The organism is Mariniradius saccharolyticus AK6, from assembly GCF_000330725.2.
Lineage (GTDB): Bacteria > Bacteroidota > Bacteroidia > Cytophagales > Cyclobacteriaceae > Mariniradius > Mariniradius saccharolyticus.
Window position 1 is genome coordinate 1 of sequence record NZ_AMZY02000001.1, and the last position, 13,235, is coordinate 13,235.

At 46.4% G+C, this 13,235-nt stretch carries 16 protein-coding genes; 7 read left to right on the plus strand and 9 right to left on the minus strand.

The genetic code is table 11. The features are described from left to right. Positions 1-97 precede the first annotated feature (97 nt). Complete coding sequence (locus C943_RS00005; RefSeq protein WP_008623095.1) at positions 98-727, minus strand: 4'-phosphopantetheinyl transferase family protein; 630 nt, start codon at positions 725-727, stop codon at positions 98-100. 38 nt (positions 728-765) lie between these two features. Between C943_RS00005 and C943_RS00010 the strand changes: the two genes are divergently transcribed. The 5 genes from C943_RS00010 to C943_RS00030 are packed head-to-tail and all read left to right on the plus strand — an operon-like array spanning position 766 to position 4,221. After that, entirely contained in the window at positions 766-1,674 is a 909-nt protein-coding gene (locus C943_RS00010) for a WD40 repeat domain-containing protein (RefSeq protein ID WP_008623096.1), read from the plus strand. A gap of 6 nt (positions 1,675-1,680) precedes the next feature. Next, positions 1,681-2,538 carry a DivIVA domain-containing protein gene (locus tag C943_RS00015; RefSeq protein ID WP_008623098.1) on the plus strand — a complete coding sequence of 286 codons (858 nt, stop codon included), beginning with the start codon at positions 1,681-1,683 and terminating at the stop codon, positions 2,536-2,538. Next, positions 2,538-2,903 carry a dihydroneopterin aldolase gene (gene folB / locus C943_RS00020; protein ID WP_008623100.1) on the plus strand — a complete coding sequence of 122 codons (366 nt, stop codon included), beginning with the start codon at positions 2,538-2,540 and terminating at the stop codon, positions 2,901-2,903. The genes C943_RS00015 and folB overlap by 1 nt, the downstream gene beginning before the upstream one ends. Then, positions 2,896-3,759 carry a ChaN family lipoprotein gene (locus C943_RS00025; RefSeq protein ID WP_040478337.1) on the plus strand — a complete coding sequence of 288 codons (864 nt, stop codon included), beginning with the start codon at positions 2,896-2,898 and terminating at the stop codon, positions 3,757-3,759. Before folB ends, C943_RS00025 begins: the two co-directional genes overlap by 8 nt. A gap of 3 nt (positions 3,760-3,762) precedes the next feature. Then, on the plus strand, positions 3,763-4,221 hold the full coding sequence (locus tag C943_RS00030; protein ID WP_008623105.1) for a DUF4268 domain-containing protein: 459 nt from the start codon (positions 3,763-3,765) through the stop codon (positions 4,219-4,221). A gap of 18 nt (positions 4,222-4,239) precedes the next feature. Here the strand turns inward: C943_RS00030 and C943_RS00035 are convergent, their stop codons facing one another. The 8 genes from C943_RS00035 to C943_RS00070 form a co-directional block, all read right to left on the minus strand. After that, positions 4,240-4,839, minus strand: coding sequence for a hypothetical protein (locus C943_RS00035; RefSeq protein WP_081610424.1), 600 nt, complete (start codon positions 4,837-4,839; stop codon positions 4,240-4,242). Positions 4,840-5,094: 255 nt separating this feature from the next. Beyond that, complete coding sequence (locus C943_RS00040) at positions 5,095-6,504, minus strand: Gfo/Idh/MocA family protein (RefSeq protein WP_008623115.1); 1,410 nt, start codon at positions 6,502-6,504, stop codon at positions 5,095-5,097. Between the two features lie 157 nt (positions 6,505-6,661). Beyond that, the gene (locus C943_RS00045) at positions 6,662-6,871 is read right to left on the minus strand and encodes a YgaP family membrane protein (RefSeq protein ID WP_008623117.1); all 210 of its coding nucleotides are present in this window, start codon (positions 6,869-6,871) and stop codon (positions 6,662-6,664) included. 168 nt (positions 6,872-7,039) lie between these two features. After that, positions 7,040-7,513, minus strand: coding sequence for a DUF2062 domain-containing protein (locus C943_RS21185; RefSeq protein WP_008623119.1), 474 nt, complete (start codon positions 7,511-7,513; stop codon positions 7,040-7,042). Between the two features lie 291 nt (positions 7,514-7,804). Further along, the gene (locus C943_RS00055; protein WP_008623127.1) at positions 7,805-8,842 is read right to left on the minus strand and encodes a glycoside hydrolase family 113; all 1,038 of its coding nucleotides are present in this window, start codon (positions 8,840-8,842) and stop codon (positions 7,805-7,807) included. 31 nt (positions 8,843-8,873) lie between these two features. After that, a complete protein-coding gene (locus tag C943_RS00060) occupies positions 8,874-9,626 on the minus strand; it encodes a DUF6503 family protein (protein ID WP_040478340.1) in 753 nt (250 codons plus the stop codon). Positions 9,627-9,767: 141 nt separating this feature from the next. Further along, positions 9,768-10,322, minus strand: coding sequence for a fasciclin domain-containing protein (locus C943_RS00065; RefSeq protein WP_008623132.1), 555 nt, complete (start codon positions 10,320-10,322; stop codon positions 9,768-9,770). Between the two features lie 141 nt (positions 10,323-10,463). Next, positions 10,464-10,907 (minus strand): RrF2 family transcriptional regulator, encoded by a 444-nt coding sequence (locus tag C943_RS00070; RefSeq protein WP_008623134.1) that lies wholly within the window; start codon positions 10,905-10,907, stop codon positions 10,464-10,466. A 156-nt stretch (positions 10,908-11,063) separates the two neighbouring features. On the opposite strand from C943_RS00070, the gene moaA reads away from it, so the two are divergent. Both moaA and C943_RS00080 read left to right on the plus strand, forming a co-directional pair. Next, on the plus strand, positions 11,064-12,044 hold the full coding sequence (gene moaA, locus C943_RS00075) for a GTP 3',8-cyclase MoaA (protein ID WP_040478342.1): 981 nt from the start codon (positions 11,064-11,066) through the stop codon (positions 12,042-12,044). Then, a complete protein-coding gene (locus C943_RS00080) occupies positions 12,041-13,234 on the plus strand; it encodes a molybdopterin molybdotransferase MoeA (RefSeq protein ID WP_008623137.1) in 1,194 nt (397 codons plus the stop codon). The genes moaA and C943_RS00080 overlap by 4 nt, the downstream gene beginning before the upstream one ends. The last annotated feature ends 1 nt before the right edge of the window (position 13,235 follow it).

The following is a 13,235-nucleotide window of genomic DNA, read 5'->3' on the forward strand; positions in this document are numbered from 1 at the left end:
TTTTTGTCAACCTATATCAGGCATGCACATTCCGCACTTTGTACTTGGTACATCGTACTTTGTACCTCAGCCCTCTTTATTCAAATATACAATCTCCCTACCAAATGGTGTAAGTCAGAACGATGTCATTTTCATGTTCCACTTTCACTTGGTAATGATGGTCCGAAAATTCGGATTGCTCGACCCGACCTTTCACTACAGTATCCGCGATCGTGAATGGTTCCAAGCGGATATTCTGCCTGAGACTGATTCCCTTTCTTCCCTGGCATTTGAATATGGATTCTTTGGCAGACCATGCAATCGTGTACAGCAGGGGGTCGTTGGCCAAAAATTCCATCTCAGCTTCGTCCAGGAATTTCGGCCCCAGGCGAATAACTTTCTCCCGTACGAAATCCAAATCGATTCCCACGGGCATTTCTTTGTGGAAAATGGCCGCTGCCAAACCTTTGGTATGTGTCAGGGAAACAAACCCATATCCATCCATTGGGTGGGATTTACCATGCTCATCTTTGAAGAAGCCGGGATAGGGCAGGGAGATCAATTCCAAAGCAAACTTGATGGCGAGGCGTGCGCCTTTCCACTCCTTTTGCTTGTCTGGTCGGGAGATATTGGCATACGCAAGCTTCTCCCTAAAACTTAAAAAATCCGTTCCATTCTGCGAGACTTCCTCAATATTATTGACAGCCAAGGCTGACAAAGGACTTATTTTTTCTATTTTTGTTTGCATAGACGCAACGCGGGAATGAGCGCTAATCACATCAAAATATGCTGAAAATCCAAGTAAATAAATTATATACCCTCACCGGACACAACGACTGCATTTATGCCTTGGCAGAAGCCCCCGATCCAAGGTATTTTTTTACAGGGTCAGGAGATGGGATGGTCGTAGCTTGGGATTTGGACAATCCGGCCGATGGGCGATTGGTAGCCAAAGTCGGACATTCGGTGTATGCACTTGAAGTGGATATCGAAAAAAACCACCTGATCATTGGGCACAATTTCGAGGGAATCCATGTGATAGACCTCGAAAATCAAAAAGAACTCTGGTCCGTCAACCTTACCTCCCAGTCGATTTTCGACATCAAAATATTTGGCAACGATATATTTGTCGCCACAGCGGATGGGGTGATTACAGTGGTGGACCGTATCAAAAGGTCCGTCAGAAAACATATCAAGATTTCGGAAAAAAGCGTTCGCGTATTGGCCATTGATCCATCCCGAAATTACCTCGCGGCGGGATTGAGCGACCACAGCGTCAAGGTATTTGACCTGCAAACCCTGCAGCCACTGCATAGCCTAAACGCCCACACCAACTCGGTATTTGCACTTGGTTTTGCTCCCAATGCAAAGATCATGGTCAGCGGTGGAAGGGATGCACACCTTAAGATTTGGGATACTTCTGATTTCTCACTCAAAGAATCCATCGTAGCCCATATGTATGCCATCAATTACCTCTCCTTCCGGGAAGATGGCAGGTATTTTGTTACCTGCAGCATGGACAAATCCATCAAGGTCTGGGACACCGAAACGCTTAAACTCCTCAAAGTCATTGATAAGGCACGGTATGCGGGGCACGGCACCTCCATCAACAAAGTCCTCTGGAGTACCTACAACCAACAAATCATTTCCATCAGCGACGACAGAAAAATTTCCATTTGGAACCTAGAATTTTAGAAAAACATGAAAATAACCTCCAAAGACATCCTTCAAAAAACATTCGAAAAAAACTTCCGCGGCTATGACAAGGACGAAGTCACAGCCTACCTAGGCCTCGTAGCAGATGCTTGGGACAAGCTGGAAGATGAAAAAGCCGCGCTCGAGCGTGATCTCGAAATCAGCCGACGTGAGGCCAAAAAACTCAAGGATGTGGAGGAATCGCTTTTCAGAACCTTGAAAACCGCCGAAGATACCGGCGTAAGCATCATCGAAGAAGCCAACCAAGCCGCTAACGATATTCTCGCTGATGCCAAAAACAACGCAGAGGCCATGCTAGCCGATGCCAGAAGGCGGTCAAACCAATTGCTGGAGATTTCCGAAGCCAAAGCAAAAACGGTCCTCGCAGACCTGAAAGCCGATGTCCAAAAATTGGTCAAAGACTACGAATCACTTCTGAAAGAGCGGGATTTGGTACTCAAAAACCTCAAGAAAGTCTCTGAAGATATCCAACATAGCATCGAAGTATCGCAGGAATCCTTCAAAAAGGTAAACGTACAAACGCATGCCAACTTGGTCAGCGAATTGGAGAAGGCAAAGGCATTTACGCTCGCCAACCTTCCTGAAACTGAAATCGCCACACCTGAACCAACCACATTGGTGGAACAGCCTGTCGCGGAGGTAGTCTCCGAAACCGTCGAAATCCCAAAAGAAGAGCCTGTTTCAGTAGTGGATTCTGTAGAGGATGAAGTAGCTGAGGCTCCTTCAGAACCACTTGCAGAGGCTGAAACCGAGGAAAGCCCAAGCGAGGACGAAACTCCAAAAACAGAAGAGCCAAAAGCCAAACCCGACAAGGGCAGTTCATTTTTTGACCAATTTGACTGATGGGAAAGGTTTCCTTGGAAGGAATTGAGTTCCATGCATACCATGGCGTGTTCTCGGAGGAGAAAATCCTCGGCAACAGGTTTACGGTCGATATCCACGTCGAGACTGACTTCAAAAAAGCCATGCTCGAGGATGACCTGAAAGAGACCGTCGACTACGGCAGGCTGTACAAAATCGCACAGGCCCACATGAAAGAACCGGTGAAGCTGCTTGAGCACCTCGCCCACCTGATGATCCAGGATATCCTCAAAACCTATCCAGCACTCAAACACGTCTCCATCACGATCAAAAAACACAATCCCGCGCTCGGCGGCGTAGTCAACTACTCCGTCGTCACGGTACAATATCCCCAAGACTATGTCTAAAAGAATCAGCCTCATAATCACAGGGTTCCTATTGTCGGCAATGGCGATTGCGCAAACTTCGCCCTACAAAATATACAACAATCAGGGGAATGAAGTCCGCTTCGAAGCCATGGCGGAGATTGCCGAGCAGCACGAGGTCATCTTTTTTGGCGAGCTGCACAATAACTCGCTGGCACATTGGCTGCAGCTGCAATTGCTGAAATCACTTCATGAATCTGGGAAAAAAGTCGTCCTCGGAGCCGAGTTCTTTGAACGTGACGACCAACTCAACATCGACGAATGGCTTGCGGGGAAAATGAGGGACAGCAATTTTGAGGCGGAAGCGAAACTGTGGAAAAACTATGCGACCGATTACAAGCCTTTGATGCTCTATGCCAAAAAAAACCAAATCCCCTTTGTCGCTTCCAATATCCCCCGAAAATATGCTTCCCTTGTCAGTAGACAGGGTTTGGCGGGCTTGGACAGCTTGAGCGAGCAAGCCAAAAGCTATATCGCACCGCTTCCTATCGAAGTAGATAAGACACTTCCCGGGTATGTTGGCATGAAGGAAATGATGCATGGCAGCGGCATGAACCTAGACTACATGATCGAGGCGCAGGCTGTCAAGGACGCGACGATGGCCTATTCGCTTTTTGACTATATCAACAAAGGCAAAACCATCTTCCATGTCAACGGTTCCTACCATTCCAACAACTATGAAGGTATCGTTTGGTACCTCAAGCGGAAATTTCCCACCGTCCGAATCATGACGATCAATACCGTAGAACAGGACAATATCCACACCTTGGATCCGAAAAACCAAAGTTCAGCCGATTTCATCATTGTCCTACCTTTGGATAGTCACAAAAGCTACTAAGACATGTACAGTCGGTCGGAAAACTCCCAAGTCAGACAGGATTTTTGGACGGCTTTCGGTATGTACATGAAGCCGGTCCCTTCGGCCACGGGTTTTCGTACCAACGGGCAAAACTACAAGACAGGCATCAAAGATATCTACTTCAGGATGCGTGCCGAGCGGGATTTTGCGTCCATTGGGATCGAAATTTGCCACAAGGACCTGGAAATGCAGCAACTGTATTTTGAGCAGTTTCTGGAATTCAAAAAGCTCCTCGAAGCCGAACTTGGCGAATCTTGGACTTGGGAAATGCACGTGCCGAATTCAGAGGGCCGACTTATCTCCCGCATCCAAACCGTAAAGCCCGGCCCCAACGTGATGGACAAGGATACCTGGCCCGAAATCATCTCTTTCCTGAAGCCCCGCATCATCGCCCTCGACGCCTTCTGGACCAATATCAAGCCGGCTTTTGAGGATGGGTGACAACATACATCCTAGCCGTTATCTTGGTAATGATTTTTTGAACTCTTGGATCTCTTTGTAGTCTTTAATTCCTAAATAATCAATAAGACTAAGAAAGTGGATTTTCCCACTAGTATGGTAATGGATAAGTAATTCCCTCATTTTCCTGAATTCAAATTTTTCAATCAATTGAAACTTCACTTCAATACGGGTGCCGTTTGTCAAAATAAGTCGGCAAGTATTTGAGGTTCCATTCGATCTAGCCGGATTGAGATTCGATTCTGAATATTCCATTTGGTCAAAATAGTCTCCAACCGTAAACTCTATCTTGTTGATGTCTTTTAGGCTAAATCTCTGGTCACCGACTCCAATCTCGTTTTCACAGAACTTCAAAACTTGATCCAATGTACCCGATAGCGATTTTCTTGTAAAAAACTTAGTGAATCCAAAGATAACCATCAAAACTAATGTTAAAAACATTCCAAAAACTCCAATTTTCTCAGTTACGCCTTCTTGAAGGTATTTGGGAATCAGATAAATAAAGCTTGCCGAAATCAAACCTAACCCGTAAACAACACGATTTGCAGTGATAATAGGGCCTCTACCCTTTTTAAAAATCCTGAATTCTACATTCTCCATTTCAATTCTGCAAAATCAAATCCAGTTAAATTTAGTTGAAATTTGTAAATAAACTTCCACAAACACAGGAAGGCGTAAATTTCAAACGCCAAGCGGAGATGCTTGATTTGATTAAGTTGCTTGAAACGCGCTTCATACGCCACCGTCTTTCAAGACATGTTTTTGAATATTTCTTTTTGTTGGGAAAAAGGAAATTCGTCCATGGAAGCTGGATCAAAGTCCTCTGCCATCACAAAAATCTCGGCAGCATTCTCACTACACAATCACCTTCGTCGTCCCACCACCTTTCAGGGTGATTTCGATAGGTTTGTTGGATTTCCAAGCGCCTGCGGTAAAGTCAGGCACGTCAATAGCATTGGAGCGGTTGGCCACGGACCATTCACTCAGCGGGGAGATTGCCGACCACAGCGCAGCATCATAGACGTCCTGATCGAGCGGAAGCCCGTTTCTTAGGCAGTCTATCAACCTCCAGTCCATCATAAAATCCATACCTCCGTGACCGCCGATTTGCTTGGCGAGTTCGCCGACCTTGCGGACGATCTCGGGCGTATACTTTTCCTCGAGCGCTTTGAACTCCTCATCCTTCATCCAGCTATGGCCCTTGGCGACCTTCGGATTGGGGTACTTTTGTGCAAAGCCTTCGGTGCCGCTGATCACATGCAGACGCGAGTACGGCCTTGGTGAGGTTACATCGTGTTGGATCATGATAGAGCGGCCCTTTTTGGTCTTGACGAGCGTGGTGTTCATGTTTCCGCGGTACTTCTTTTCTGCAAACGGACCGAAAAACGAATCTGCTTCGGCCAATTCGCGGGCTTTGTCGGCCATTTGGAAATCCGCAGAGGAAAGCGAAGTCAGGTAGTCCATTTGGTCGCCCCGGTTGATGTCCATGATTTGACAAATCGGGCCAAGGCCATGCGTGGCATACAGGTTGCCGTTGCGATAGTTCTCCTTGAGTCGCCACATATCCTGATAGCCGCCTTCCGAATCCTTCATAAAGTTGAGCCAAAGCAGATCGTGGATATAGGCACCTTCCGTATGGACAATTTCCCCAAAAAACCCGTCCCGCTTCATGCTCAGGGTCATCAGCTCAAAAAAGTCATAACAGCAGTTTTCCAGCATCATACAGTGCTTTTTGGTACGCTCGGAGGTTTCCACGAGTTGCCAGCACTCTTCCAGTGTCTTGGCGGCGGGCACTTCCACTGCTGCGTGTTTGCCATTTTCCATGGCATAGACAGCCATGGGCGTATGCCAATCCCAGGGCGTGGCAATATAAATCAGGTCTAGGTCTTTGCGGTCCACCATCTTTTTCCAGGCATAAACAGAGCCTGAATAGGATTCAGGGGCATGCTTGGTACCTTCCAGAAGCTTTTTTGCCTTGTCCACACGCTCGGGAATCAAATCGCATAAGGCTTTGATTTCTACTCCTTCAATCTTGCTCAGCCGCTCAACTGCCCCCGGTCCCCTCATACCCAAGCCAACAACACCTACGCGCACGACCGGAATCTTGGGAGCCGCGAAGTTGCACATATTGAACTGCTGCACATGGCTTTTCATACTCAGTTGGTGTACTTGTTCTAGGCTTTCTGCCTTGCCGATTTGGGGGATGCTCGCGCCAACCAAGCCAAGGCCGGCGATTTTGAGGAAGTCTCTGCGGTTATTGCTCATGGGTATAGGATATCAGGATGCGACGATAATAAACCAAAGTTTGTAAAGCTTGAATTTATACTTTATTCGCTTTGTATCCAGTCCGCTCCCAAAAAAATGAAAAAACCTTGCGGGTTTTATTCCGCAAGGTCTCACATAAAACAGTAGTCTGTTTGATTTATGCCTTTTTCACTGGGCAGGTTCTGATGCCGAAGACGGCATAAAGCGGGCAAAAACCCACCGCACTCGTCAAAAGGAAAATCACGGAAACGACAATGAGCACGATACCCCAGGTACCTGTGACGATGCCGGCGTAGTACAGATAAGCGGCCAATAGCGCGATCAGGATGCGTACAATCCTGTCAGCACTTCCCATGTTCTTTTTCATAATCATTTGTTTGATGGTAAATGGAAGAATGTAATGTCGGTGGGGTAATTATTCCCTAAGACAAGCTGAAAGTACAACCCTCCTCAAAAAATGACTGTCACATTTGTCACAAATAGAACCGAGAAATCAAGATCAAAATCGAGTAGCCCTTTCCTTTAAAAAAATCCGCTACTCGGCCATTCGCTCCAACATTTTCCTCCTATGGAAATACCTGAAGATCTGAAAAAGTAGAATAAAGAGCCCTAATGCAAATGGACCAAAAAGCAATCCCCATCCCACGATAGAAAGCACCAACCTGCCCGAAAACGTGGAGAATGTCTCGAAAATCCCGTTCTGAAATGAAAGCTGCAAAGAAGCCAAGTCCAATTCCAGATAGTCAAATCCAAACAGCCACTCTCCTACCCGCATCAGCGGAATCACGAGCAACAGTTGCAGGGGTGTAAGGAGGTAACTCACAAACAGCATCAAGGGCAAGTTCAGGGACATCCGCCACGCCAAAAAAACCAAGATCGCCGTGGTAGTCCCATAAATTGGAAAAACGCCAATCAGCGTCCCGATCGCTATACTTGCCGCCAATTCCCTGGGCTGCAACCCTTGGCTAAGGAATCCTTTGGCTTTTTGTATGATCCGACGAATTGGCATGTTCCAAAAATACCAAAAAGCAGATAGGTATGGGATTAAGTTTTGGTTAATGAAGTCATTTTAAAAAATGCGTCAGCCATGAATGTACGAATATATCTTTATCGCGGTGCGCGAACTTTGCGAATTCAAGGTCAAGATATCCATGTAAAGGCCCATCTATTGAACCCAAAGGCTGCTTGCATTCAGGTTATTCGGTCCCCAAGGCCGAGTCTTGCTTCTCGCTTCTCGTCTCTTGCTTCTTGCTTCTCGTCTCTTCCTCCTTCAACCTCCACCCTTCTCTACTCCACGCACTTATATCTCCCCCAAAAATCCACGACGCATCACTTCCGCCGCCGCTTTTCCCTGCGGGGTAAAGTCAATCTCGGATCTGCGAACCTGGGGATACCATTTCCAAAAATAGACTCCTGCCAACCAATCCTTTTTCCAGACGTTTTCAAAAAAAGCATGGTAGCACTTCGCCTGTACCGCTTCAGAGATCTCTGATCCTTTTCTTTCATTTGGCCACACCCAAGGAGACACAGCCGCATCGGCGGTATTGCAATAGCCAATTTCGGTAAAGATCACAGGCTTTTGAAATTTGGAAACCACCCTTTCGATCTGAGGGATCACTTTTGACCAAGCCTTATCTAAATCATTTTGTTCTGGGTTTACGGTTGAGGCTAAGGGAAAATAGGCCTGTATGCCGATATAGTCCAAGGCATCCCAAAACTTGATTTTGTCGTACTCCGTGAAGTTGGCAGCGTAGACAAGCCGGCCGTTATAGCGGCTTCGGACGATCCGGATAATTTCCCTCCAATCATCCTCTCGGTGAATGGTCTTTTCCAATTCGGTTCCAATACAAAGTACCGGGATTTTGTGTTTTTCCGCGAAGTCCGCAAAGTAGGTAAGGAACTCCGCATACTGGGCAAACCATAATGACCAATCATCTTCCGACTGCATTTCAATCTCTCCCGGCCATGCATCATGGACCCAAAGGTGGGGCTTCAGGATACTTTCCAAGCCAGAATTTCGCCCATCTGTCAACGTTGCTTCCAATCCGGCCAGGCGCTCTCCCCACCACATGCGGTCAGAATGCTTTTCCCAGCGGATTTCGGGTTGCTTTGGGTCCTGCTGCCAGCCAAAGGGTGTTTGGGAAATATGCGTGGCTCCAAATGACCGCAGCGAATCCAGTTCCCAGCCTTCGAGTGGCCGCGGCCCAGCGACCCAGCAAACTCCTTTGTGTTTTTGCCCTACAATAAAATCCAGCTCCAACTCCGCTGCCTGATTCTGCATTGTCCAAATGGCCAAAGCAATCAAAAAGATGGAAATAATAAAAATGGGCTTTTTCAAGGGAGGGAAGTAAATCTGATTTTTGTCGCTGCTATCGTTTTACGACTTGGATATTTTCCAATTCAATCGTCGAAAGCAGCTCCAATTTACCTGATTTATAGAGACTTTCCATTTCCTCAACGGGAGTTTCTTTGCTTTCTAAACCATAATTTTCATAATCCTGCAAGACCAATCCACCTACCTCGTGGGTTTTCACTGCTTTTCTGAATCGAACACCACCTCCATCTGTGTGATATGAATACGCCAAAAAATCTATACGCTTCGTTTCTTGATTGATCCAGTATAGGAAAACATCATCATAATCCTCACCGCCTCCTTCCTGTGCAAATGTCACCCGGATTAGATCGTACTTCTTCCCTTCCAATTCTGACTCTCCTACAAGTGTCTTTCTCACCGCGGGATCATTGAGTCCGTAAGGCAGAAATGCAAAATAGGCAACCGAGTTCACAGATCGACTGAATGCACCGACTCGCTCTTCAGGCAAGTCGACCTTGGAGCCATTGATGGTCCTGACGAAACCTGAATTATTCAAAACATCCCTTACCTGACCCGTGCTGTCTGAAAATTCCCGAATGTATTCAAAGGATTGCGACGACTTGAAAATCCGGTAGTGTCGATCCCTGAAATCAAAGCTGATCACGCTGGATTCAAAGGCTTTTCCTCCGTGTGCGACGATACTTTGGTCCACAATGCCTTGCGCAGGATCGGGGGCTTGACAGGAAAAAAAACCAAAAACCAGCGACAGCGGCAGTATGAATCGGAAAATGGCATTGTTTGTTGACATGGCATCAAGTTGAGATGGAAAGATAAGCCAATTCGTGAAAATAGGCTAGTGATCAGTGATTTCGCCGCGTCAAATTAAAAAAGCCGGCATCCAATGGACCCGGCATTTTTGTACCCATTCAACCTTAAATTTAAGCTAATCTTATTCTGGCAACAACACTTTGTCTACCACGTGGATCATACCGTTTGAAGTTTGGACCGATCCGATAACTTTTGCGCCATTGACGAGCACTGTTCCGTCAGACTGTACTTCCAAAGTCACGGAACCTCCTTCGGCTGTGCCAATTTTTTGGCCGTTGACAAAACTCTCAGCTTTGTAGACTCCCAATAAAACATGGTACTCCAAAATGTCCCGGAGTTTCCTCTGATTCTCTGGCTTCACCAAAGATTCTACCGTACCGGCTGGCAATGCGCTAAATGCGGCATCCGTAGGTGCGAATACCGTAAACGGACCCACATTGGTCAAGGCGTCTACGTACTCAGCAGCCTTCAGTGCAGCAACCAATGTCGTGTGATCTGGCGAAGCAACCGCCACTTGTACAATGTTGGGATTGGAAACATCATCTTTCACTGCAGACTGCCCGGCGGAGGGTTCAGCAGAAGAAGCTGCCGTGGTGCTTGCCTGTTGATTTCCACCACAAGACAAAAGAATGGCTGAAAACGCCAAAATGGTAAAGTTTTTAAATAGAGATTTCATATGGATTGGGTTTTGAATGCGGGAGCAAGATAATAGAGGATAATTTTATCCTTTATGATAAAAATCATGAAAAACGTGAATTTTAAATCTTTTCGGAAAAATATTTGAAACGGTACGGCGGAAGGCCGAATTCGCGGAAAATCAGGTTTGAATCATCCTACTGAGGACAGTCTCTCCCTTTTCAACTTCCTCCGCAAACTCCTTGATACTCTTTTGGGTGAGCATCCTGACAATACTTAACCTGATCTGTTTGATCTCGCCATGCAGCGGGCAGGGGTTTGCTTCCGAGCAATTTTCCAACCCAAGGCTGCATCCCGTAAAAAGTTCTTCGCCATCTATTGCATCCACTAGCTGCTTTAGTGTCAATTCTTGGTGCCTACCGTCTACAAAAAAGCCACCAGTCGGTCCTTTTGTGGATCCAATGATCTTCTTGCGGGCAAGGTCTTGGAGTATCTTGGCGATAAAAGGTTCAGGAACGCCCGTTTTTTCCGAAATTTGCTTCGCACCAACTTTGTTGCCTTTTTGACTTTCACCACAGATATAAATGACGGCACGGATACCGTATTGGCAGGCCCTGGAAAACATATAGCGGATTTTCGCCAAAAATAGATCAAATCCGTATCTGATAAAAGACACCGATATCTTATTATTTCAAAAGTAAATCCAACCACTTCTCAAGCAAACGGATGCTTTTCCAATCTCATTTGCGATATTTAGAATTCGATTTCGTAACTGGTTGCAATGCTTTACGACTCATTTCAAAGAATTCATGATTATCTGAGAATATCCCTTACGGATAGTTGCAATTTCCGCTGCGCCTACTGCATGCCCAACGAGGAGATTGAAGTAATGCCTCACTCCCACCTCATGCAGACTGGGGAGATTGAGGCGCTGGCGAAGACTTTTGTAGGTTTGGGAGTAAAAAAAATCCGTCTTACCGGCGGAGAACCTTTGGTGAGAAAAGAATTTCCAGATATCCTCCACAGACTTTCAAAATTGCCTGTTGAGTTGACCATGACCACCAACGGGATTTTGGTCCACAAGCATATCGAGCTGATGAAAACAGCAGGCATGCGCTCGATCAATGTGAGTTTGGATTCACTCAACCGTGAGACTTTTCACAACCTTACCAAAAGGGATCAATTCCAGAAGGTTTGGGATAACATCCTGTTGCTATTGGATCAGGGTTTTCGGGTCAAAATCAATGCCGTGGCCTTGGCGGGAATCATTGAAGAGGAGATTTTGGATTTTGTCAGAATAACGGAAAAGCTCCCGCTCCATGTTCGTTTTATTGAATTCATGCCATTTCAAGGCAATCATTGGAAGAGCGAAAAAGTCATCACTGCGAAGCAAATGCTGGAATTCGTTTCCAGCAATTTTCCGATTGTCAAACTGCAGGATGAGAAACACGCCACTGCCAAAAAATACCAAGTTCCGGGATTCCTGGGTACTTTTGCATTCATCACGACTATGAGCGAGCACTTTTGCGGTGACTGCAACAGGATGCGGCTTACAGCCGATGGCAAGATGAAGAACTGCCTCTTTGGAAAAGAAGAAATGGACCTGTTGGGCGCTCTCCGCAAAGGACAGGACGTCGAATCGCTGATCATGGAATCAGTAAAGCGCAAACACGCCATGTTGGGCGGCCAATTCAGTCCCGATTATCTCAAAGCAAAAGCCGACGAAATCGAGAATAGAAGCATGATCAAAATAGGTGGATGATGTCGTACATGGTTTCCGTCGAAACAGCTAAAAACATTCTTGAAGCCAATTTGATTGATGGAAAAATCACCTTGTGCCCGCTTTTGGAATCGCTGGGATTCGTATTATCAGAAGATATTTTTTCACCGATTGACATTCCTTCCTTTGACAATTCTGCGATGGATGGCTATGCGATCCGCTGGGAACAGGGAAACGGCAGCAGGAAGCTACAAACCCAATCCATGATGCGAGCCGGTGAAACCAATCACACCACAATACAAACAGGCGAAGCCATCAGAATTTTTACGGGAGCACCAACGCCGACCGGCGCTGATACCATCATCCCACAAGAATATGTCACCGTCCAAAACGGAAGTATTCACTTTGATTGGGAGCGATTTGAAAAAGGCGCAAATTTCAGAAAAATAGGCGCCCAAAACCGTCAAGGCGATTTGATTGCTGAAAAAGGAACGGTCGTTTCGCCTGGAATGGTGGGACTGCTGGCGTCAGTGGGAATCTCAGAAGTTCCTGTTTATGCGGCGCCAAAGGTAGGTTTGCTTTTGACAGGCGATGAGTTGGTGGAAGTCGGGCAGCCACTTTCCTTTGGGAAGATCTACAACGCCAATGGCCCCATCTTGAACACCTATTTCAGGGATTTGGGCATTTCCAATATTTCCATTTACAAAGCGGTCGATGAACCGGAGCGGCTGCAAATCATATTGCACGAGCTTTTGGAGGAAGTGGATGTGCTGGTCATTTCGGGTGGGATTTCGGTCGGTGATTATGATTTTGTGAAAAAAGGTTTGGAAAACGAGGGTGTCGAGGAGCTTTTTTACAAAGTATCCCAAAAACCGGGCAAGCCACTGTGGGTAGGTAGGACCGAAACGCAATGGGTATTTGCCCTACCGGGAAATCCCGCCTCCACGCTCACCTGCTTCAACCAATACGTCAAACCATGCTTAGAAGCTTGGATGGGTAAAAAAAATACTTTCCAACCGATGGGAACTTTCCCTCTGCAAACCGATTTCTCCAAAAAGGGTGCTTTGACCTTTTTCCTAAAAGCCAAATTGGAAAACGGAAGTATCAAAGTCCTCCCCGGCCAGGAATCCTTCAATTTGATTGCCTATGGCAATGCAAACGGCATTGCCGAAATCCCAAAAGATTTGGATTTTTTGCCAAAAGGGACAATGGTGAGATTCTATTCCTGGTAAA